Consider the following 22914-nt stretch of genomic DNA (forward strand, 5'->3'; position numbering starts at 1 on the left):
TCATCTCTTTGTCGTTCGTGATTCCCTAAGCTTAATACCATAAAAGTATTCTGACAGCAGGATATTCACTGCACTCCGGGTTATTTTATGGTTAGAATTCACCATTCCAGATAAAAAACGAACATGAAACTATGAAGATCGGTCTTTTTTACGGCTCAACAACCTGTTACACCGAAATGGCAGCGGAGAAAATGCGCGCCATCCTCGGTGATGATCTGCTCGACATTCACAATGTGAAAGAAACGCCGCTCAGTTTGATGAGCGACTATGATCTGTTAATACTGGGAATCTCCACATGGGATTTCGGCGAAATCCAAGAAGACTGGAGCGCAATATGGGATCACATCGGTGGCGTGTCGCTAAAAGGCAAGTTCGTCGCGTTATACGGCTTAGGCGATCAAGAAGGCTATGGCGAATGGTTCCTCGATGCGATGGGGATGCTCCACGACGAGATCAAGAAGACGGGAGCGACGCTGATCGGCTATTGGCCGAACGATGATAGCTACCAGTTTGAAGCCTCAAAAGCGCTCACCGCAGAGGGTACCCAGTTCGTTGGCCTCGCGCTGGATGAAGATTCGCAATACGAACTCAGCGATGAACGCATCGCCACCTGGATTGAACAGGTGCTAGTCGAGTACCACGACGCGCTCTAAAATGTCATCGTTGTTGGCCCATCAAGCACGATGAGTCATCCAGCGTGATGGGTCAGAAGCGCGCGATATTTTCGCCAGTCAAACACCAGCCCCGGGTCGGTTTTCCGCATCGGGGCAATGTATTGATGCCCGGTAATGCGTGGCAAGGTGATTGCCGGATAGCGCGTCATCAGCGCATCACTGAGTGTGGCTAAGGCGTGATATTGCGCTTCGGTATAGGCGACAAAATCGGTTCCTTCCAACTCAATGCCAATCGAATAGTCGTTGCAGCGCGGGCGCCCGGCAAATGATGATTGCCCAGCATGCCAAGCGCGGGCTGAAAATGGCACAAACTGCACCACTTCCCCATCTCGGCGAATCAGACAATGCGCCGACACGCCCATGGTGTGAATCACGCGAAAAAACGGATGCTGATTCGGATCAAGCAGGCCGGTAAAAAACTGCTCGATGTACGGCCCACCAAACTGCCCTGGCGGCAAACTGATGTTGTGCACCACCAGCAACGAAATATCTTGCGCGTCCGTGCGTTGGTCGTAAAACGGCGAAGGCACGCGGCGGGCAGCCTGATACCAGCCCTGATTGTCGATCATAAACACGCTCCATTGACTTGCGGTGAAACCACCTAGGGAATGGAGCGATTTTAACGTTCTGACCACGAAATGCGAGATCAAGAGCTGAATTTAACGCCCACTCCGCGTATCATTCCTCCCCTTGGTTCAATTTACTATTAACGATTTGCGATGAAAGAGTCCCACAACAGTCAAGAACGCCTCGAATACCTCAAGCAACAACTGCCACTGGAAATCACCCGCTCAGTCACCGACACGCTGAAAGAAGATTTAGGCGGCACGCTCGATCCCGCAGCCGACATCACCGCAAGTCTGATCCCCGCCGATGTGCAGGGCAACGCAACCATCATCACCCGAGAACATGGCGTGTTCTGCGGTCAAGCGTGGGCGGATGAAGTGTTCAAGCAACTCGGTGGCGAAGTAACCATTGAGTGGTTGGTCAAAGACGGTGATCCCGTGGTGCCCAACCAAACGCTGTGTACGCTGAGCGGTCCGGCGCGCATTCTGCTGACCGGCGAGCGCAACGCAATGAACTTTATTCAAACCTTGTCCGGTTGCGCCACCACCACCGCGACATATGTCAAAGCACTGGAAGGGACAGGATGTCGCCTGCTCGACACGCGCAAAACCATTCCAGGCCTGCGCAGCGCGCTGAAATACGCCGTGGCCTGTGGCGGCGGTTTTAACCACCGTATTGGTGTGTTTGACGCGTACTTAATTAAAGAAAACCACATCATCGCTTGTGGTGGCATAACACAAGCGATCAGCACCGCGAAGAAACTCAACCCGGGCAAACCCGTGGAAGTCGAAACTGAGAACCTCGATGAGCTGCGTCTGGCGATTGAAGCTGGCGCTGACATCATCATGCTCGACAACTTTACGCTGGAGATGATGCGTGACGCAGTGGCGATCAACGCTGGTCGCGCGGCACTGGAAAACTCCGGCAACGTCACGATGGAAACGCTGCGTGAATACGCCGAAACGGGCGTTGATTACATCTCGGTGGGCGCACTAACCAAACATGTACGCGCCATGGACTTGTCGATGCGCTTCAAATAAAAATCGAATTTTCAAATAGTTAAAAGGAGGCTTTGCCTCCTTTTTTTGTGCCCACCAACCCTCAAATCGCGGCCATGCTTTTAACTGAGGCTTTTAACTGAGTCGAAAGAATTTGCCCAATTCATGCAACCCGAACAATAAAAATCCCGAATGACTCGCGCCCTCTGATTCCAACAATGTTCCTTAAATCAGCAACTTCTTATGCTCTTGCCCATCGTCACAAACACACGCATAACGGAGAGTTTCATGAACGCGAATCAACGCAAAAAGCAACAAGGCTTTACCCTGATCGAACTGATGATCGTGGTTGCCATCATCGGCGTCCTGTCGGCCATTGCCGTCCCAGCCTATAAAAATTATGTCACCAAGAGCGAGATTGCTTCTGGTTTTGCCACGATCAAATCAACCATCACACCAGCAGAATTAATTGTCCAATCAGAAGGCACATTGAAAGCTGTCAGTGGAGCAACGATCTTAGATGCAATAGGCATTACATCAGGTGCAAATCCTATTGGCGAATTGACGGCTGTAGAAGGAAACACCACGCATAAAGGTCAGATGGCGTTTGAATTTAAAAACGGAGGAGCAGCACCAGCGACGTTCACTTATACACGTGAAGATAATGGTTGGAAATGTGCGTTCGATCCTAAAACAACTGGCTTAGCGACTACTGATGCCCCTAAAGGCTGTCAATAATCCCCAATGCTGACCAACCTTATCGCCATTCTGCGTCAGGCTGAGTTGATCAGCCCAACGCAGGAACAGGCCGTGATCGATCATATTCACGCTTCCGGTGCCATGGTGCCGGAGGCGTTGATCGATTTGGCGATATTTCATCATCACGATTTAACCGAGCAACTGAGTCAGATCTTTGGTCTACCCGAAACCGATCTCACTCGGTTTGATTACGCGCCATTGTGCCAGCAATTGGGACTTCGAGAACTCATCACCCGCTATCAAGCCCTGCCGCTACACAGCAATGGCCAAATCCTGACGTTGGCGGTTGCTGACCCAACTGACCTGCAAGTCGAAGACGAGTTTCGCTTTGCCACCGGGTTACAGGTGGAACTGGTGCTCGCCGATCATAAAGCGCTGCACGCCGCCATTCGCCGTTTGTATGGGCGCAGCCTCGCGACGCCGGGAACGCAAGGCAAAGAGATCAGTCAGGATGAATTGGCGGACCTGGTACAGATCTCTGACGACGAAAAAACCACCATCGAAGATCTCAGCCAAGATGATTCACCGGTCAGTCGTTTTATCAACCAGATCCTACTCGATGCCGTGCGCAAAGGTGCGTCCGACATTCACTTTGAGCCGTATGAGTCCCACTACCGTATTCGTCTGCGCTGTGACGGCATTCTGGTCGAAACCCAACAACCAGCCAGTCACCTCAGCCGACGCTTGGCAGCTCGAATCAAAATTTTGTCGAAATTGGATATTGCCGAGCGCCGTCTCCCGCAAGATGGACGCATCAAACTGCGCTTGGATGCCGACACCGCGATTGATATGCGTGTATCGACCTTGCCAACATTGTGGGGTGAAAAGATCGTTCTGCGCCTACTCGACAGCAGTGCAGCCAACCTCAACATCGACAAACTCGGCTACAACGAACAGCAGAAACAGCTCTACCTCGCGGCCCTCACCAAACCGCAAGGCATGATCTTAATGACCGGCCCAACCGGCAGCGGCAAAACTGTGTCGCTCTACACCGGATTACGCATTCTCAATACCGAACAAGTGAACATCTCCACCGCCGAAGATCCGGTGGAAATCAACCTGCCCGGTATCAATCAGGTGCAAGTTCAACCCAAAATCGGCTTTGGCTTTGCACAAGCGCTGCGCTCGTTTCTACGTCAAGATCCCGATGTGGTGATGGTGGGCGAAATTCGCGATCTAGAAACCGCAGAAATCGCCATTAAAGCCGCGCAAACCGGGCACTTGGTGCTCTCAACCTTGCACACCAACTCGGCCGCGGAAACCGTGATTCGTTTAGCCAACATGGGCATTGAACCCTTTAACCTTGCCTCATCATTGAGCCTGATCATTGCGCAGCGGCTGGCCCGCCGTCTGTGCCCGCATTGCAAGGTCGCCATCACGCCCCCAGCTGCGCTGCAGCAGCAATTTGGCTTGCTCGCCGAAGATGCCGTGTACGAAGCACATCCATCGGGTTGCACGGAATGCACCAATGGGTATAGCGGCCGCGTGGGCATTTATGAAGTGATGGCGTTTCATCCCGCCTTGGCGGACGCGGTGATGCAGCGCGCCAGCATTCATCAAATCGAAACCATTGCCCAACAGCACGGCATGCAACCCCTGCTGCAATCGGGGATTGAAAAACTGCGCGCGGGCATCACCAGTTTTAGTGAATTACAGCGAGTGCTCTACTTTTAGTGACCCGATTGTTGAGTTACTGAGTTGTTTAGTCACCGAATTGTTCCCTTGCCACTTCAAGTTGAATGAGCCACGACCATGAAACCAAATAAAGCTGCCGAATTGAAAAACTTCCGCTGGAAAGGCATCAACAGCTCCGGGCGAAAAGTTGCCGGTCACACCTTGGCCATCAGTGAAATCGAAGTGCGCGACAAGCTCAAAGAGCAGCACATTCAGGTGAAGAAGATCAAAAAAGGCAGCATTTCACTGCTGACTCGCCTCACCCACCGCGTCAAGACTCGCGACATCACCCTGCTCACACGCCAGCTTTCCACCATGCTGACTACAGGCGTGCCCATCGTTCAAGCGTTGAAACTGGTTGGCGACAATCACCGCAAAGCAGAAATGAAATCAATTCTGGCCCAAGTCACCAAAGGGGTAGAAGCGGGCACCCCGATGTCCAAAGCAATGCGCACTGCCAGCCCACATTTTGATGCGCTGTACGTTGACCTTATTGCCACCGGCGAGCAATCTGGGAATTTGGCCGAAGTGTTTGAGCGCCTTGCCACCTATCGAGAAAAAAGCGAACAACTGCGCGCCAAAGTGATCAAGGCGCTGATCTATCCGGCAATGGTGATGTTGGTCGCGTTGGGTGTCTCTTATCTGATGCTGACCATGGTCATTCCCGAGTTTGAAAGCATGTTCAAAGGCTTTGGCGCAGAGCTTCCTTGGTTTACCCAGCAAATTCTAAAACTCTCCCACGGCGTGCAAACCTATAGCCTATGGGGCGTACTGGCGACTAGCGCTGGCCTATTGGCGCTCAAAACCGCGCGCAACAAATCATTGGTTTTTCGATTGAAAACCAGCCGCCTTGGCTTGCGATTTCCTGTTGTTGGCGCGGTCTTGGCCAAGGCTGCCATTGCCAAATTCAGCCGCACATTGGCCACCAGTTTTAGCGCCGGCATACCGATTCTGGCCAGTTTAAAAACCACCGCCAAAACCGCCGGCAACGTCCATTTTGAAACCGCGATTCAAGAGGTACATCGCCATACCGCGGCAGGCATGCCGATGTACATCGCCATGCGCAATACCGACGCATTTCCGGAGATGGTGCTGCAAATGGTGATGATTGGCGAAGAGTCGGGCAAGCTTGACGACATGCTGAACAAAGTCGCGACTATTTATGAGTTTGAAGTCGACAATACCGTGGACAATCTGGGTAAAATTCTCGAGCCGCTGATCATCGTCTTTCTGGGAGTGGTCGTTGGCGGGCTGGTGGTTGCGATGTACCTCCCCATCTTTAACTTAATGAGTGTATTGGGTTAGTATGGACACCTCTGATTGACGCACTAAGGCAACGCGCCGCGAGCATATTGCATGGACATTTTTACTTTCTATCCCTGGCTGTTTCCCACGCTGGCCACCTTGCTGGGTCTGATCATCGGCAGTTTTCTCAATGTGGTGATCTATCGCTTGCCGAAAATCATGGAGCGCGAGTGGCGTCAAGACTGTGCCGAGTCCTTTCCGGAATACCACATTGAACCGCCCCAAGGTGTGTTAACGCTCAGCACGCCCCGTTCCACCTGCCCACATTGTGATACACCGATTCGTATCATCGACAATATTCCGGTGCTGAGCTGGCTGCTACTGCGCGGCAAGTGCTCGCAGTGTCACGCACCCATCAGCGCTCGCTACCCACTGATTGAATCGTTTACGGCGTTATGCAGCTTGGCGATTGCTTTGCAGTTTGGTTTTAGCTGGTTTGCGGTGGCTTTGCTGTTTTTCAGTTATGTGCTGATTGCGGCGACCTTCATCGACTTCGACACCATGCTGCTGCCTGACCAACTGACGCTGCCATTGATGTGGGGCGGTATCGCACTCGCGCTAGCGGGCATCAGTCCAATCACGTTGCAAGATGCCGTGATCGGCGCGATGGCGGGGTATCTGGCGCTGTGGTCCGTCTACTGGCTGTTTAAACTGCTCACCGGCAAGGAAGGCATGGGGTACGGTGACTTTAAGTTGTTGGCCGCACTGGGCGCTTGGCTCGGATGGCAGCAGCTGCCGATCATCATTTTGATGTCTTCAGTGGTTGGCCTCGTGTTTGGTCTGATTCAACTACGCCTGCAAAAACGCGGCATAGATAAAGCCTTCCCGTTTGGCCCTTATCTGGCGATTGCGGGTTGGCTGTCAGCGCTATATGGTCAGGCGATCGTTGGCTGGTATTTTCACTCCGTATTAGGATTTTGACGATGGCACTCATCATTGGTTTAACCGGCGGTATCGCCAGCGGAAAGACCACCGTGGCGAATCTCTTCCATCAGCATTTCGCCATCGATATTGTCGATGCTGATGTGGTGGCCCGCGAAGTGGTCGCGCAAGGGACACCGGGACTGCATGCCATCACCGCGCATTTTGGTGACGCCATCCTCCACGCCGATGGCACCCTAAATCGCACCGCCCTGCGCGAGCGTATTTTTGCCGATAACGATGAGAAAAACTGGCTCAATCATTTGTTGCATCCATTGATTCGCGAAAAAATGACACAGGATTTACGACAAGTCCGCTCTCCTTATGCGTTACTAGTGGTTCCATTGCTCGTGGAGAACCAACTGCAGTCTATGGCAGACCGCATTTTGGTGGTCGATGTCGATGAAGCAACCCAGATCGCGCGCACCATGTCGCGCGATCATGTGTCCGAGCAGCAGGTGAAGGCGATTCTGTCTTCGCAAGCGAGCCGTGAACAACGTTTAGCCATCGCCGACGATGTGATTAAAAATAACGCAGAAAACCAGAAACTTTTGCCTCAAATCACAGAATTGCACCAAAAGTATCTAGCCATAAGCCGTACAAATCTGTGAGAATAAGTCCCAAATAACCCAAGGCTAGTTTGATGACCACACATAAGTTTGAACATCCGCTCAACGAAAAAACGCGTATTTACCTTCGTGTCGAAGCGCTGCTCAATCAGATGGAGCAAGCGTCGCAGTTTAGCGACGAAATTCAGCATCAGCTATTCTTCCGCTCACTGTTCGATCTGCTGGAAATTTTTGAGCAGATCCAACTCAAAAGTGAACTGGCTAAAGACATCGAAAAGCAGCGCCTGGCTTATCGCAACTGGCTGAACGTGGAAGGCGTTGACCAAGCGATGCTGCTCGGCTTGTTGCGCGAAATCGACGACGTCCACCGTCACCTCATGGGCGGCGAGCGCTTCGGCCAATCCCTCAAAGAAGACCGTTTTCTCAGTGCCATTCGCCAGCGCTTTAATCTGCCTGGTGGGTCATGTTGCTTTGACCTTCCGGCGCTGCATTATTGGCTGCACTTAGCCTTAGCGCAAAAAACTCGCGATGCTCATCAATGGATGCAAACCCTGCAACCGCTCGCTGATGCCCTGAAACTATGGCTCAAGCTGACACGAGAAACCGGCAACTTCCGAGCCCGTGAAGCGAAGTCTGGGTTCTACCAAAGCGATGCGGAAGAAGCCAACATTCTGCGCCTGTCGATTCCGTTAGATTACGGTGTGTACCCGATGATTTCTGGACACAAAAATCGATTTGCCATCAAGTTCATCGATTTCAGCTCTGGCCAAGCCAGCACGCAGGACATTGCTTTCGATCTTGCCGTGTGCAGCTAACGTCGCCATACTTCAGTTCATTCACGGCGAGCCATTCTCGACGTACAGGATAAGACCATGTCAAAAAAAATTACGGTGGTGAAATGCCCCACATGCGGCCAAGGTGTTGAATGGGGTGAACAAAGCCCTCATCGTCCGTTTTGCAGTAAAAAATGTCAGATGATTGATTTCGGTGAATGGGCCGATGAAGAGAAATCGATTCCCGGCGCGCCGGACATGTCCGACAGCGACGGTTGGTCGGAAGACAACTACTAACCCGCATCGCTTGCTACGCCCAAGCTAAGCGACACAAATAAACGACACAAAAAAGCCCCGCAGTGCGGGGCTTTTGCTTCGTTCAGTTCGCGTTATTCTTCTTCCGAACTCACTTGACCATCCACGTCCAGATCAATCCGAGTCACACGTTGCAAGCCACGAGGTAGCAAGCCCCCACGACGGCCACGCTCACCACGGTAATTGTCCAGATCGGCCGGTTTGAGCCCCAGCTTGCGTTTACCCGCATACAGCGTGATGGTGACGCCTTTCGGCAGCGCCATCAGATGCGACACCACTTCTTCACGGGCTTTGGCTTTCGCTGCCGGAATGTTGATGATCTTGTTGCCTTTCCCTTTGCCCAATTGTGGCAGATCTTTGATCGGGAACAGCAGCATACGGCCTTGGTTGGTGATAGCTAAGATCTCATCACTTTCTAGATCGTTCACCGCTTGAGGTGCCATGATCTCTGCATTTTCAGGCAAGTTCACCAGCGCTTTCCCGCTGCGGTTTTTCGACAACAAGTCGGTGCCTTTACACACGAAACCGTAACCAGCATCCGAGCCCACCAGCCACAGTTGATCTTCTTCGCCCATCACCACCTGACGAATTGACGTGCCTTCAGCCACGTTGAGACGCCCCGTGATCGGCTCACCCTGACCGCGTGCAGACGGCAGTGTGTGTGATTCGAGTGAGTAACTGCGTCCATCACTGCCTAGGAAGACCGCTTGTTGGTTACTCTTACCACACGCGTGCGCTAAGTAGTTGTCGCCGGCTTTGTAGTTCAAGCCTTCACAATCGACTTCATGACCTTTCGCGTGACGAATCCAACCTTTTTCCGACAGAACGACGGTGATCGCTTCACTTGGCATCAAATCGCGCTCTGTCAGCGCCTTGGCTTCTTCACGTTCTACCAACGGTGAACGGCGATCGTCACCGTATTTTTCCGCGTCAGCTTTCAATTCTTTTTTCAGCAACGTATTCAAACGACGCTCAGAGCCCAGCAACTCTTCCAGTTTCTTGCGCTCTTTTTCCAGCTCGTCTTGCTCGCCGCGGATCTTCATCTCTTCCAATTTGGCCAAGTGACGCAGTTTGGTATCCAGAATCGCGTCCGCTTGAATATCGCTGATGCCAAAACGGGCCATCAGCACCGCTTTTGGATCGTCTTCTGTGCGAATGATTTCAATCACTTCATCGATATTGAGGTACGCAATCAGCAAACCTTCCAAGATGTGCAGGCGCGCCAGCACTTTATCCAGACGGTATTGCAGACGAGAACGCACGGTCTCACGACGGAACTGAATCCATTCACTCAAAATGCTGACCAGACCTTTCACCTGCGGGCGATTGTCGAGGCCAATCATGTTGAGGTTCACGCGGTAGCTGCGTTCCAAATCGGTCGAGGCAAACAGGTGATTCATCAGCAGATCGCAATCGACACGGTTTGAACGCGGCACAATCACGATGCGAGTCGGGTTTTCATGATCCGATTCGTCGCGCAAATCTTCCACCATCGGCAGTTTCTTCGCACGCATCTGGTTGGCAATCTGCTCTAGCAGTTTAGCGCCAGACACCTGATGCGGCAGCGCGGTGATCACCACGTCGGCGCCTTCTTTGTGCCACACCGCGCGCATTTTCACGCTGCCGCGGCCGGTACGATACACTTTTTCCAGCTCAACCTGCGGCGAAATAATCTCCGCTTCGGTTGGGTAATCCGGGCCTTTCACGTATTGCATCAGATCCGATAGCCCAGCTTGCGGGTTGTCGATCAAATGAATGGTCGCATCCGCCACTTCACGCACGTTGTGCGGTGGAATGTCGGTCGCCATGCCCACGGCAATACCGGTCACACCATTGAGCAGAATGTGCGGCAGGCGCGCTGGCAGCATCTTCGGCTCTTTCATCGTGCCATCGAAGTTCGGTTGCCAATCAACCGTACCCTGACCCAATTCGCTCAGCAGAACTTCAGCAAACTTCGACAGTTTCGCTTCGGTATAACGCATGGCCGCGAATGATTTCGGATCATCCGGCGCCCCCCAGTTCCCCTGACCGTCCACCAATGGGTAACGGTAAGAGAATGGTTGCGCCATCAGCACCATCGCTTCATAACACGCCGAGTCGCCGTGCGGGTGGTATTTACCCAGCACGTCACCGACGGTACGCGCCGATTTTTTGTATTTGGCTGAGGCAGAAAGCCCCAACTCAGACATTGCATAAATGATACGTCGTTGTACCGGTTTCAAGCCGTCGCCAATGTATGGTAACGCCCGGTCCATGATGACGTACATGGAATAATTCAGATAAGCGTCTTCAGTAAACTTGCGCAGCGGCAGCTGTTCAACGCCATCGTAGGTGATTTCAGTCGACATTCGTTACACCTCAGCCAGATCGCCATTGCTTTGCAGCCAGTTGCGGCGGTCATCCGCACGCTTTTTACCCAGCAGCATATCCATCATCTCTTCGGTCGCTTTCGCGTCATCAATGGTCAATTGAACCAAACGACGCGTATTCGGATCCATGGTGGTTTCGCGCAGCTGGATCGGGTTCATTTCACCCAGACCTTTGAATCGCTGTACGTTCACTTTGGCTTTCTTCTTCGCTAAACGTTCGAGAATGGCGTCTTTTTCATTATCATCCAGTGCGTAGAACACTTCTTTACCGCAATCGATACGATACAGTGGCGGCATCGCCACGTAGATGTGCCCTTCGCGTACCAACGCCGAGAAGTGGCGCGTAAACAGCGCACACAACAAGGTCGCAATGTGCAACCCATCGGAGTCCGCATCGGCGAGGATACACACTTTGCCATAGCGCAGTGTTTCGAGGTTGTCGCTGTCTGGGTCAATCCCCAGCGCGACTGAAATGTCGTGCACTTCTTGCGAGCCGAGCACTTGATCGCCCGAAACTTCCCACGTGTTCAGAATCTTACCACGCAGCGGCATGATGGCTTGGAACTCACGATCGCGCGCCTGTTTGGCACTACCACCCGCCGAGTCACCTTCCACCAAAAACAGTTCGGTGCGGCTGAGATCTTGTTGCGAACAGTCGGTCAATTTACCTGGCAGCGCGGGGCCAGAGGCCACTTTCTTACGCACGACTTTCTTCGCCGCACGCATGCGACGGTGTGCATTCGCGATACACACTTCCGCCAGTTGCTCAGCCAGTTGCGGTTTTTCGTTCAACCACAAGCTGAAGGCATCTTTGACCACTCCAGACACAAACGCAGCGGTTTGACGTGACGAGAGACGCTCTTTGGTTTGGCCCGCAAACTGCGGGTCCTGCATTTTCACCGACAGCACGTAAGCACAGCGGTCAAACACATCTTCACCGGTCAGCTTCACGCCCCGTGGCAGCAGATTGCGGAATTCACAAAACTCACGCATCGCATCCAACAGACCCTGACGCAAACCGTTCACGTGCGTACCGCCTTGTGCGGTTGGGATCAAGTTGACGTAACTTTCGGTGATCATCTCACCGCCTTCCGGCAGCCAAATCACCGCCCACGTTGCCGCTTCGGTTTCTGCAGAAAATTCACCAGTGAACGGCTCTTCCGGCAACAAGGTGTAGCCTTTGACGCCTTCGGCCAGATAGTCTTTCAAGCCATCTTCGTAGAACCAACGGTATTCGTTGTTGTTCACTTTGTCGGAGAAAGTAATTTCCAAGCCCGGACACAACACGGCTTTCGCACGCAGGTTGTTGATCAGACGGGTCACGGAAAAATTCGGGGAATCAAAATACTTGGTCTCTGGCCAGAAGTGGACACTGGTGCCGCGGTTGCGACGGCCACAGGTGCCGGTCACGGTAAGATCAGACACTTTGTCGCCATGTTCAAAGGCGATGTCATATACCTGGCCATCTCGACGCACTGTAACTTCGACGCGCTTGGAGAGCGCGTTCACGACTGAGATCCCTACCCCGTGCAAACCACCGGAGAACTGGTAGTTCTTGTTGGAGAACTTACCGCCCGCGTGCAGTTTGCATAAGATCAGTTCGACCCCGGAGACTTTCTCTTCCGGGTGAATGTCTACAGGCATACCACGACCGTCATCAATCACTTCCAGTGATTGATCGGCATGTAGGATCACTTGAACCTTAGTGGCGTATCCGGCCAGCGCTTCATCGACACTGTTGTCGATGACTTCCTGCCCAAGGTGGTTAGGGCGCGTGGTATCCGTATACATCCCAGGTCTGCGACGTACTGGTTCCAAACCATTGAGTACTTCAATGGCCCCAGCATTATATTGTTCAGTCATAATACGGAATGCTTTTATCGATAAATGATTCGTAACTTTACGACTCGTTTATGAACGCTTTATTTTTGATGAATTAGCAGGCGCTTTGCCGCTTTTTCCGGCGCCATAAACGAGGAAAGTCCAAGAGAAACATAGTCTGGAAGAGGCTCGCTGATGTCAAGCGACATCAGTAAGTAACGAGCAAAATTATGACTCTTCCCTCAATGAAAAGGTCAGAGATTTAAGAAATGAATGATTTGTGCCGGATACCGTTCAAAATCGACAAAACTGTGATCGCCGCCCTCTTCTATCGTTTGACGGGCATGACGATACTTGTCTACCGCTTGGCGATAATCCAGCACTTCGTCGCCGGTTTGTTGCAGCAACCAGAAGTCTTGTGGTGCACGCAACGTCGGGGTATCCAACGCTTTTAATTCATCAATATGCTCAGCCGCCAGAACATAACGTTCCTGCGTGTAAGGGTTTTGTTGTTCACCCAAAAAATTGGCTAATAATTCGTACGGTTTCACGGCCGGATTCACCAGCACGGCGCGAAACCCAAATTGGTGATTGAGCCACGTCGACAAATACCCACCGAGCGAACTGCCAACCAAGCCAATCTGATAATCATCTTTGTACTGGTTCACCACATCGACCAGATATGCCGCCGCTTGTTTCGGAAACGAAGGCAACTTGGGCACAACGACCTTGATATCCGGGCGGTTCGCCGCGCAGTACTGCTGCATCACTTGCGCTTTGTGCGACAGAGGTGAACTGTTGAAACCGTGAATGTAGAGCAGTAGCGATGGGAGATTCGACATATTAATATCCGCTGGAGGTGAAATCGGGTTGAAACTGACCTTTGGCTAAGCGTTTGACCTGTGTGGTCACTCGGCCATCGGCATGCAACGCTAACTCACGCCAACCGGGCGAACATTTGTCGAGCGCAAAGTCATCCGAATTGGGTTTGAATTGCACGCAGGTGGAAGGCGTCGCCATAACGCGCACACCGTGATGCATGCGATCCATATCCTGATGCACGTGCCCACACAATACCGCTTTGACGTTCTGATGGCGTTCAACGATGGTCCAGAATGCCTCGCTGTCTTTGAGCGTGTGTTGGTCAAGCCAAGCACTACCCACCAGCAACGGATGATGATGCAACAGCACCAAAGTATAACGCGTCGGATGTGCCGACAATTGCGCTTCCAGCAGAGCCAATTGCTGATCGCTCAATCGGCCGTGGGGAACGCCCACAACTTGCGAATCCAGCAAAATCATTTGCCAATGATCGCCCAACAGGACGTGGTCAAGCGCATGAATCTGCTCAGACGGCAGCACACTGCCCATATTGGGTTTGTAATCGTGGTTACCGGGCAACCAGAAACACGTTTTCTCTAACGGTTGAATGCCTTGGGCAAAACGGTGATAGGACTCCGCCGTGTGATCCTGCGAAATATCGCCGGTCGCCAAAATGGCATCAAATTCCAATCGTTGCGCCGAAATCGCTTCGACCACTGCGAGAAAGCTGTCTGCGGTGTTGACGCTCAGCAGGCTCCCATCATCGGGCGCGAACAGATGCGTGTCCGTGATTTGCACTAATTTGATGCTGTCGGAATTCTCTAAACTGGACGACACGTTCAAAATCTATAAACCTAATGCTATTGATTGATGTGAATGGGGGCGCGGCTAATGCCTCTTTTCAGGCAAAATGTCAGCCAGTCTCCCAGAAAACGATTGATTTGTGCCTTCTCGTCCTTTTGCACCATTTTCTCATTCGGGTAATCGTAACGTGCCAATACCCGGTTAAGCTGATCAGTGGTCAGTACTTCTGCAACACGCGCATCGTGATATAGCCTGACAGACATGGTTGGTAATGGAAATATCGAAATATCATCACTTTGACAAATCTCCACCAAAGTTGTGTACTTTGTGACTTCCAGCACTTGTAGCTGATACGTTAAATGTGCAGCTTGATAACAACGCACGTCACCGACACTCGGTTGCGCGGGCAACAAAGCGTTCAACTTGGCGTAGTTGGTTTCATAAGTCCGCATCAGTTCAGGTAAATCAACATGATACGTTTTTTTTAATGCTGTCATTGCTGCCATTGTGATCGTAAATTCTCGTGGTTTAGCTCCAACCATTGGAGTGCGATTATCGAGGCACCATTCTCGATTCGTCCATCTTTCACGCATTGATACGCGTCCTGCCGAGACATGACGTGAACTTGAATATCTTCCCCTTCATCATCCAAACCATGGACGCCATGAGCGAGGGAAGCATCCACTTCTCCTACGTAGACATCGAGTTTTTCAGAACATCCCCCGGAAGAAGGATAATAGGCGGTTATTTTCTCGGTTCGTTTGACCGAGATCCCAGCTTCTTCTTCCGCTTCACGGCGAACGACTTGTTCTGCCGTTTCATCGCGATCGATGATGCCGGCGACAATTTCCAGCTGCCAAGGATGTTCATGTTCTAATGCGCCCACTCGAATTTGTTCGATCATCACCACCTGATCTCGAATGGGATCATAAGGCAAGACTGCGGCGGCATGACCGCGCTCAAACATTTCTCGTTCAATTGTCTGACTCCACCCGCCTTGAAATAATCGATGCTTAAACCGATACTTCACCATTCGGAAAAATCCTTGAAACAATGTCTCGGTCGAGACAATTTCAACATCATTCGGAGTAAATGCTCCTGGCGACCGTTCAGACTGCTGCATTAGAAACCTCTCTCAGTGAATCTTATAGTTTACTCATGAATTTTTGTTACTTCCAAGGACCTTGCTCAACTTTTTATACAAAAGTTACATTTATATTTAAGTTAATATGCGATTTTTATTGCACAAATGGACAGCTAAGTGTAAAAAAGTGCAAAGTTTCGAGTGAAATACCATCAATTTGAGTTACACTCTCGAAAGCGTAACTCCTTTCATATTCAGGCAGGAATAGGACTAATGAAAAAACTGCTTCCACTACTAATTAGTGCAACACTAGGCAGCCTAAGTGCTCAAGCATCTGCAGATGACCTTGCACAAATTTACGATCAAGCAAAACAAAACGATCCTCAACTGCTGAGTGCAGCGGCACAACGTGATGCAGCGTTTGAAGCGATCAACTCAAGCCGCAGCTCTCTTTTGCCACAAATCAATTTGACTGCGGGTTACAACATTAACCGTAGTGATGTTGATCTTCGCGATAGCGACAAACTGAGCGCAGGCATCAACTTCTCGCAAGAATTGTATGACCGTTCAAGCTGGGTTTCTCTGGATACGTCTGAGAAACAAGCCCGTCAAGCTGACGCCCAATACGCCAACACTCAGCAAAGCCTGATGTTGCGTGTGGCGCAAGCCTACTTTGACGTGTTGAGCGCGCAAGATAACTTGGAATTTGTTCGTGCGGAAAAAGCCGCCGTTGGCCGCCAACTCGAGCAAACCAAACAACGTTTTGAAGTGGGCTTGTCTGCCATCACTGACGTTCATGATGCACAAGCACAATACGATACCGTGCTGGCTGATGAAGTGCTGGCCGAAAACGCCCTGATCAACAGCTACGAGTCATTGCGTGAAATCACCGGTCAAGAACACACCAACCTGAGTGTGCTCGACACCAACCGTTTCTCCACCAGCCGCACCGCCGATTCCATGGAAGCGCTGATTGAGAAAGCACAAGAGAAAAACTTGTCTCTGTTGTCTGCACGCATCTCGCAAGATGTTGCGAAAGACAACATCTCGCTGGCAAGCTCGGGTCACTTACCTTCACTAACACTGGATGGTGGCTACAACTACGGTCGTGAATACAACGACAACTACAGCAGCTACAACACTTACCACGAAAATAACGACTTCAACATTGGTCTGAACCTGACGATTCCACTCTACAGCGGTGGTAATGTGTCGTCTCAAACCAAACAAGCGGAATACGCGTACGTCGCAGCCAGCCAAGATCTGGAAGCGGCATACCGCAGCGTGGTGAAAAATGTACGTGCGTACAACAACAACATCAACGCGTCGATCGGTTCAGTGCGTGCGTATGAGCAATCGGTGATTTCTGCGCAGTCTGCGTTGGATGCCACTGAAGCAGGTTTTGATGTGGGTACTCGTACCATCGTTGACGTTCTTGACGCAACGCGTACACTGTACAGCGTGAAGAAAAACCTGTCTGATGCACGTTACAACTACATCATCAGCGTGCTGCAACTGCGTCAAGCAGTGGGCACACTCAGCGAGCAAGACATCGTGGATGTCAACGCTGGCCTGAAAGCCATGAAGAAATAAAGTGCCTGTTCGTCACACACTGTGTGGCGGTCAGTTCTCGTAAAAAGGGCTCACCTCGTGAGCCCTTTTTTATTGTCGATGCATCATGCAGCGTTGGGATTAACCACGGCCACCTTTGATTGCTTCGATAATTTCTGTGGTTGAGCAGCCGTCTTCAAAGTTCAGCACTTGCACCTTACCGCCTGCTGCAATCACTTCTTTGCCACCCGCAATCTCTTCCGGTTTGTAATCGCCGCCTTTCACCAGCAAATCCGGTAAAACCTCAGCGATCAAACGTTGTGGCGTATCTTCAGCAAAAGGCACCACCCAATCCACCGCGCCCAAACCGGCCAATACCGCCATGCGACGCTCCGTTGGGTTCACCGGACGACCGGGGCCTTTCAGACGCTTCACCGACTCATCCGTATTGACTGCGACAATCAGACGATCGCCCAGCTCAGCTGCATGATTGAGGTAAGAAACATGGCCTGCATGCAGAATGTCGAAACACCCGTTGGTCATCACCACTTTCTCACCGCGTGCTTGCGCTTTTTTCACCGCTTCAATCAGTGACGCTTCATCAATCACGCCAAAATCGGTATCTTTACTGCCATGAATCGCTTCTGCCAGTTCGATGGTTGACACGGTTGAAGTCCCCAGTTTACCGACCACGACACCTGCAGCAGCATTGGCCAAAGCGCACGCTTCATCCAACGCTTTGCCCGCTGAAACCGATGCAGCTAGCACTGAGATCACGGTATCGCCTGCGCCGGTCACGTCGTACACTTCTTTGGCTTGTGTTGGCAGATGGAACGGATCCATGCCACGACGCAGCAAGGTCATGCCGTTTTCGCTGCGAGTCACCAACAGGGCTTCCAGATCAAACTGTTCGATTAGCGCCTCACCTTTGGCCACCAACTCTTCATTGGTCTTAACTTTGCCCACGACCTGTTCAAACTCAGACATGTTTGGCGTCAGTAAGGTCGCACCGCGGTAGCGTTCAAAATCAGCACCTTTCGGATCGATAAACACCGGTACACCCGCCGCACGCGCGGTTTGAATGAACTGTTGCACGTGTTCCAATGCGCCTTTGGCGTAATCGGACAGAATCACCGCTTTCACCTGTGGCAATGCCTGTGCCATGCGTGACAGAATGAGTTGTGGATCGGTGTTTTCAAATTTGTCTTCAAAATCGAGACGAATCAGTTGCTGGCCACGGCTTAAGACGCGCAGCTTCGTGATGGTTGGGTAATCAGGCAGAGCGACAAAATCGCACGTCACATTTAACGACGTGAGCTTGTCTGACAAAACCTGAGCCGGTTCATCCATCCCAGTTAAACCAATGATATGCGCCTGACCGCCGAGAGAGGCAATGTTCATCGCAACGTTCGCTGCACCGCCCGGACGCTCTTCGTTCTGCTCTACTTTTACCACAGGCACCGGAGCTTCTGGCGAGATGCGACCCGTTGGTCCATACCAATAACGGTCAAGCATCACATCGCCAATAATCAAAACCCCAGCATTGCTGTAGTCAGGTAGGATTGGTTTCATTATGGATCTCCAATATTTATGACTGGGCGGAGTGTATCACAGCCCTTTTTGTGGCTAAAGCATCAGCCCAACCACTGTTGCCAAACGCGTTTCACCTGCTCACGCTCCGTCACGAATTTCGTCTCACTGACGTCCGCGTCCTGATTGAGTAGGTTGCGGTGATGGATCTGGTTTCGCATGCTGGTGTAAGCATTCGTCAGCGCCATCGCCTGGTCTTCTTCCATGACACCTTGCGTGAGCAATGATTCAAAAATTCTCACGTTATCTGACCAACGCGTCAGCTTAGGTTTGTCATGACTGTAGCGTAGCACCAGGTACTGCGCCAAAAATTCAATGTCGGTAATGCCGCCCACATCTTGCTTGAGCATGAAGCGGCCGGCTTTTTTGCCCCCGAGGTGTTCGCGCATTTTCTGGCGCATCTCGACCACCTCTTTCTTGAGCTGGTCCTCATCACGCGGCAACGACAAAATGGCGTGACGCGTGGCAAGAAACGCCTGTTGTAGCGGTTCATCGCCGTAAATGACACGCGCCCGCACCAGCGCTTGATGTTCCCAAGTCCATGCATCTTCACGTTGATACGCTTCAAACGCATCAATCGGGCTAACCAATAAACCGGATGCGCCGGACGGACGCAAGCGAGTGTCCACGTCATACAAAATGCCAGATGCGGTGCGAGTGGAGAAAATATGGATCACGCGCTGCGCCAAGCGCAAGTAAAACTGACGGCCGTCGATCTCTTTCACGCCATCGGTATTGGCATCGACCGGGCAGTCGTGAATAAACACGATGTCGAGATCCGAGTTATAACCCAGTTCCCAACCGCCCACTTTGCCATAGCCGACCACCGCAAAGCCTTTCCCAGCGCGGTCGTGAAGGTGGGTGGGCTCACCGTATTTGGCACTGACTTGCAGCCACGCCTGATGGATTACTGCTTCCACAATCGCTTCGGCGAGATAGGTTAAGTGATCGCTCACTTTCATTACCGGGAGTACGCCCGCAATGTCGGCGGCGGCAATTTTCAAAATACAAATCTGTTTGAACTGACGCAGCCCTTCCATCTGCTGTTCCATGTCATCTTCCGGAATACGGGCCAGAAAATCGCGCAGCTCGGTTTTGTACCCATCCAACGCAATTGGATTGTACAAATGATGCGGGTCGATCAGCTCATCAAGCAAAATCGGGTAGCGCGCCAGTTGCTCGGAAATCATCGGACTGGCAGTACACAAACGTACCAGTTGCGTCAGCGCCGCAGGATGTTCGTCCAGCAGTTCCAAGTACGTGGTGCGTGTGGCAATGCTGTGCAGCAGCGATAACACGCGCGAGAGACCAAATTCGGCATCCGGATGGGCAAAGATGGCTTGATACACTTTGGGCATCAGACGATTGAGCACGTCTCGCCCTCGCGGGCCAATGGTGCGCTTGGCCAAATCCTCTTTAAACTGAATGACGGTGGTCGCCATCACCTCGCTTTGCGCACGTGACAAATCATGTTCAATCACGTGTTCAATCACGTCGCGCTTGTGCGCCATGTCCCACAGCTCATGAAAGTGCGCCGCAATCGCATCGTCTTCCTCATCCCCTTCATCGCCGATGAGATTGGCAAACACCGCATGAACGCGTCCCATGTGTGCCTGCACGTCATCCAACAGCGCCTGCCAAGAGACAAAATTCATCGCCACCGCCAAACGCAGTTGATCGTCCGCTTTGTCTGGTAACGTCTGCGTTTGCTTATCTGCCAAGGCTTGCAGCAGGTTTTCCAATCGGCGCAGGAAGCGATAGGCCTCGGTGAGCGCCGCGACTTCTTGCTCAGTAAGCAGAGCCAGATCGCCAATCGCCTGCAGCGTTTCCAAGAGACCACGCTGACGCAGCGCAGGCTCACGGCCGCCCCGAATCAACTGGAACACTTGCGCGATAAATTCAATTTCACGAATACCACCTGCGCCGAGCTTGATGTTGTTACTCAAGCCGCGGCGACGTACTTCGCTGCTGATCATCGATTTCATGCGGCGCAACGATTGAATCGCACTAAAGTCGATGTAACGGCGAAACACAAACGGACGCAGCATCTGGCGCAGCTCTTGATACTGCGAGTACATTTCCCGCCCCATCACGCGCCCTTTGATCATCGCGTAACGTTCCCAGTCGCGCCCTTGTTCTTGATAGTAATCCTCCAGCGCCGCATAGCTCATCACCAATGGTTCACTTTCGCCAAACGGACGCAAACGCATGTCGACGCGATAGCAGAAGCCATCAAAGGTGTGTTGATCCAACATCTTGATGATGCGCTGGCCCAAACGGGTAAAGAATTGCGCGTTGGCGATAGAACGGCGTGTGCCCTGCGTTTCGCCATTTTCGGGATAGGTGAAGATCAGGTCGATATCAGAAGAAAAGTTCAATTCCCCGCCACCGAGCTTGCCCATCCCAATGATCAACATGGGTTGTGCTTGCCCTTCGGCGTTGCACGGCGTGCCCCACTCTTGGCAACAGATGTGATACTGCCATTGATAGGTTTCAAAAATCAGCGCTTCCGCCAGTTGCGACAGGTGCTCGAGGCTCTCATCCAAAGTCCAGCTGGCGAGAAAATCACGCCACGCGATGCACACCATTTCGCGGTTGCGAAACTGACGCAACACGCGCTGGCCTTGCGTTTCATCCTGGCACTCGCTGAGGAGGACATTGAGATGTTGACGATAATGCTCACTGCGCTGCGTGCTCGCCAGCATCGCTGGTAGTTCACGACACAACCCTGCGTCACGCTGCAAGACGTCGCTGACAAATTGGCTAAAGCCGAGCACGGTTTTGAGTTGCTGTTGATAGTCGCGGTCCCAGTCGGCAATCACCGGCTGTTGCTCAAGAAGCAGTTGATACTGATGGTCGGCATGAGCCTCAAGTTTTGGCGGCAATGACATGATGCATCCTTGTCTCTACGAATAGTGTAGTTATAACAGACTTGAACCAATAAAAAACGCCCACAAATCAATTGTGGGCGTTCTTTCATCGTGTGGAACAATCAGACTTTAAACACGGTAATTTTACGATCCAACTCTTCCGCATTGCTTTGCATGATTTCGGAGGTTTCCAGCAATTCACTGACCACCGTGACCGATGCTTCCACCAGCTCACGCACATTGGTCAGATTCTGGTTCATCTCTTCCGCGACGCTGGTTTGTTGGCTGGCCGCCGTCGCGATTTGGAAATTCATGTCGTTAATTTGCTGCACTTGTTGGACGATACCATCCAATTCGCGGCCGGCATTGGTCACCAGTTCCACGCCATCGGCGGCTTCCACCACGCTTTTTTCCATCAGATCGACCGCGGAGTTGGCGCTCGCTTGCAGATGAGAAATCATGTCTTGAATTTCCACCGTCGCGTGTTGCGTGCGCTGCGCAAGGTTACGCACTTCATCGGCCACCACCGCAAAACCGCGACCCGCTTCGCCCGCGCGCGCTGCTTCAATCGCGGCATTCAGAGCCAATAAGTTGGTTTGTTCAGAGATGCCTTGAATGGTGCCGACCACGCTGCCGATCGCCACCACGCGCTCTTCAACCTGATTCACCGCACCTGCCGATGCGGAAATGTCTTTCGACAGCTCACTCATCTTACCGATGGTCTGTTTCACAAAACGCTGGCCTGTGCTGGCTTGGTGCGACGCATTTTCTGTGAGCGAGGAGGCATTTTGTGCATGCTCGGCCACCGTTTGAACGGTAGACGACATTTCGCTCATCGCCGTCGCCAGTTGGTCAATCTCTTGGAATTCTTCTTGCGCCGATTCTTTGGTTTCCGACATGCTCATGGTCATGACTTCGGTCAACGCTGTCAGCTCTTGCGAGGCGTTGACTTGCGTTTTGATCAGCTCTTGCAGTTGCAAACGGGTCTTTTCCAATTCGCGCGCCACGTCGCCGTACTCGTCTTTACATGCCATGCCGATCGGCTCAGACAGGTCGCGGCTTGCCATTTGATTGATCGCATCACTGAGGTATTGCGTCTGACGCAGCATAATGCGCGCGGCAAACAGCAGCAGCACCACAAACACCACAATCATCAACCCAGTTTGCCACACCACCTGCATCAGATACGCATCGTAATGCTTTTGTGCCACCTCAACGCTTTGTGTCGCCGCCAAGAGCGAGTCATAGAATGTGCTGGCATCTGACAACTGTTTGCCAATGATCAACGCGGTACTGAAGACCATCAACAGGATCATTTTTGGAACCAGCCGAATGTCCGTGATCACACGCTCCCACGGTTTAAAAACCATCCTCGCCATTGTCAGTTCTCCATTAAGTCTTTTATATTGAAAACATTCATGATTGATTGCCACTTTCAGGCAAGCGGC

General features: G+C 51.9%; 20 protein-coding genes. 10 read left to right on the plus strand and 10 right to left on the minus strand.

Annotated elements, in window-relative coordinates:
• Positions 1–131 precede the first annotated feature (131 nt).
• Entirely contained in the window at positions 132–653 is a 522-nt protein-coding gene (gene fldB, locus ACS18Q_RS12350; RefSeq protein ID WP_004729075.1) for a flavodoxin FldB, read from the plus strand.
• Positions 654–688: 35 nt separating this feature from the next.
• On the opposite strand, the gene ampD is transcribed toward fldB, so the two are convergent.
• Complete coding sequence (gene ampD / locus ACS18Q_RS12355) at positions 689–1243, minus strand: 1,6-anhydro-N-acetylmuramyl-L-alanine amidase AmpD (protein ID WP_158140199.1); 555 nt, start codon at positions 1241–1243, stop codon at positions 689–691.
• 150 nt (positions 1244–1393) lie between these two features.
• On the opposite strand from ampD, the gene nadC reads away from it, so the two are divergent.
• From nadC to yacG, 8 genes are all read left to right on the plus strand, one after another.
• A complete protein-coding gene (gene nadC, locus ACS18Q_RS12360) occupies positions 1394–2281 on the plus strand; it encodes a carboxylating nicotinate-nucleotide diphosphorylase (RefSeq protein ID WP_154180385.1) in 888 nt (295 codons plus the stop codon).
• A gap of 246 nt (positions 2282–2527) precedes the next feature.
• Positions 2528–2977, plus strand: a complete 450-nt coding sequence (locus ACS18Q_RS12365) for a pilin (RefSeq protein WP_055466517.1) — start codon at positions 2528–2530, stop codon at positions 2975–2977.
• Between the two features lie 6 nt (positions 2978–2983).
• On the plus strand, positions 2984–4672 hold the full coding sequence (gene pilB, locus ACS18Q_RS12370) for a type IV-A pilus assembly ATPase PilB (RefSeq protein WP_441257124.1): 1689 nt from the start codon (positions 2984–2986) through the stop codon (positions 4670–4672).
• Between the two features lie 78 nt (positions 4673–4750).
• Positions 4751–5977 (plus strand): type II secretion system F family protein, encoded by a 1227-nt coding sequence (locus tag ACS18Q_RS12375; protein ID WP_441257125.1) that lies wholly within the window; start codon positions 4751–4753, stop codon positions 5975–5977.
• A gap of 51 nt (positions 5978–6028) precedes the next feature.
• Positions 6029–6898 carry a prepilin peptidase gene (locus tag ACS18Q_RS12380; protein WP_014204458.1) on the plus strand — a complete coding sequence of 290 codons (870 nt, stop codon included), beginning with the start codon at positions 6029–6031 and terminating at the stop codon, positions 6896–6898.
• A 2-nt stretch (positions 6899–6900) separates the two neighbouring features.
• Positions 6901–7509, plus strand: a complete 609-nt coding sequence (gene coaE / locus ACS18Q_RS12385; RefSeq protein WP_143680340.1) for a dephospho-CoA kinase — start codon at positions 6901–6903, stop codon at positions 7507–7509.
• Between the two features lie 32 nt (positions 7510–7541).
• On the plus strand, positions 7542–8282 hold the full coding sequence (gene zapD / locus ACS18Q_RS12390; RefSeq protein ID WP_004729090.1) for a cell division protein ZapD: 741 nt from the start codon (positions 7542–7544) through the stop codon (positions 8280–8282).
• A gap of 57 nt (positions 8283–8339) precedes the next feature.
• Entirely contained in the window at positions 8340–8537 is a 198-nt protein-coding gene (gene yacG / locus ACS18Q_RS12395) for a DNA gyrase inhibitor YacG (protein WP_004729092.1), read from the plus strand.
• Between the two features lie 92 nt (positions 8538–8629).
• Here yacG and parC read toward each other — a convergent pair whose 3' ends face one another.
• The 6 genes from parC to nudF form a co-directional block, all read right to left on the minus strand.
• Positions 8630–10903: a DNA topoisomerase IV subunit A gene (gene parC / locus ACS18Q_RS12400; protein WP_004729093.1), complete on the minus strand. Its 2274-nt coding sequence runs from the start codon at positions 10901–10903 to the stop codon at positions 8630–8632.
• A 3-nt stretch (positions 10904–10906) separates the two neighbouring features.
• A complete protein-coding gene (parE, locus tag ACS18Q_RS12405) occupies positions 10907–12787 on the minus strand; it encodes a DNA topoisomerase IV subunit B (RefSeq protein WP_014204455.1) in 1881 nt (626 codons plus the stop codon).
• 212 nt (positions 12788–12999) lie between these two features.
• The gene (gene yqiA, locus ACS18Q_RS12410) at positions 13000–13587 is read right to left on the minus strand and encodes an esterase YqiA (protein ID WP_004729098.1); all 588 of its coding nucleotides are present in this window, start codon (positions 13585–13587) and stop codon (positions 13000–13002) included.
• A gap of 1 nt (position 13588) precedes the next feature.
• A complete protein-coding gene (gene cpdA, locus ACS18Q_RS12415; protein ID WP_441257126.1) occupies positions 13589–14410 on the minus strand; it encodes a 3',5'-cyclic-AMP phosphodiesterase in 822 nt (273 codons plus the stop codon).
• A 17-nt stretch (positions 14411–14427) separates the two neighbouring features.
• Positions 14428–14877, minus strand: coding sequence for a DUF1249 family protein (locus ACS18Q_RS12420; RefSeq protein ID WP_038152693.1), 450 nt, complete (start codon positions 14875–14877; stop codon positions 14428–14430).
• Positions 14865–15494 (minus strand): ADP-ribose diphosphatase, encoded by a 630-nt coding sequence (gene nudF / locus ACS18Q_RS12425; protein ID WP_038152695.1) that lies wholly within the window; start codon positions 15492–15494, stop codon positions 14865–14867. Before nudF ends, ACS18Q_RS12420 begins: the two co-directional genes overlap by 13 nt.
• Positions 15495–15728: 234 nt before the next feature.
• Between nudF and tolC the strand changes: the two genes are divergently transcribed.
• Positions 15729–17048, plus strand: a complete 1320-nt coding sequence (gene tolC, locus ACS18Q_RS12430) for an outer membrane channel protein TolC (protein ID WP_004729105.1) — start codon at positions 15729–15731, stop codon at positions 17046–17048.
• Between the two features lie 99 nt (positions 17049–17147).
• Here tolC and hldE read toward each other — a convergent pair whose 3' ends face one another.
• The 3 genes from hldE to ACS18Q_RS12445 form a co-directional block, all read right to left on the minus strand.
• Positions 17148–18578 (minus strand): bifunctional D-glycero-beta-D-manno-heptose-7-phosphate kinase/D-glycero-beta-D-manno-heptose 1-phosphate adenylyltransferase HldE, encoded by a 1431-nt coding sequence (gene hldE, locus ACS18Q_RS12435; RefSeq protein WP_004729107.1) that lies wholly within the window; start codon positions 18576–18578, stop codon positions 17148–17150.
• 62 nt (positions 18579–18640) lie between these two features.
• On the minus strand, positions 18641–21487 hold the full coding sequence (glnE, locus tag ACS18Q_RS12440) for a bifunctional [glutamate--ammonia ligase]-adenylyl-L-tyrosine phosphorylase/[glutamate--ammonia-ligase] adenylyltransferase (protein ID WP_441257127.1): 2847 nt from the start codon (positions 21485–21487) through the stop codon (positions 18641–18643).
• Between the two features lie 101 nt (positions 21488–21588).
• Positions 21589–22845, minus strand: coding sequence for a methyl-accepting chemotaxis protein (locus ACS18Q_RS12445; protein ID WP_014204449.1), 1257 nt, complete (start codon positions 22843–22845; stop codon positions 21589–21591).
• Positions 22846–22914 lie beyond the last annotated feature (69 nt).

The organism is Vibrio sp. Vf1514 (assembly GCF_052076135.1).
GTDB lineage: Bacteria > Pseudomonadota > Gammaproteobacteria > Enterobacterales > Vibrionaceae > Vibrio > Vibrio furnissii.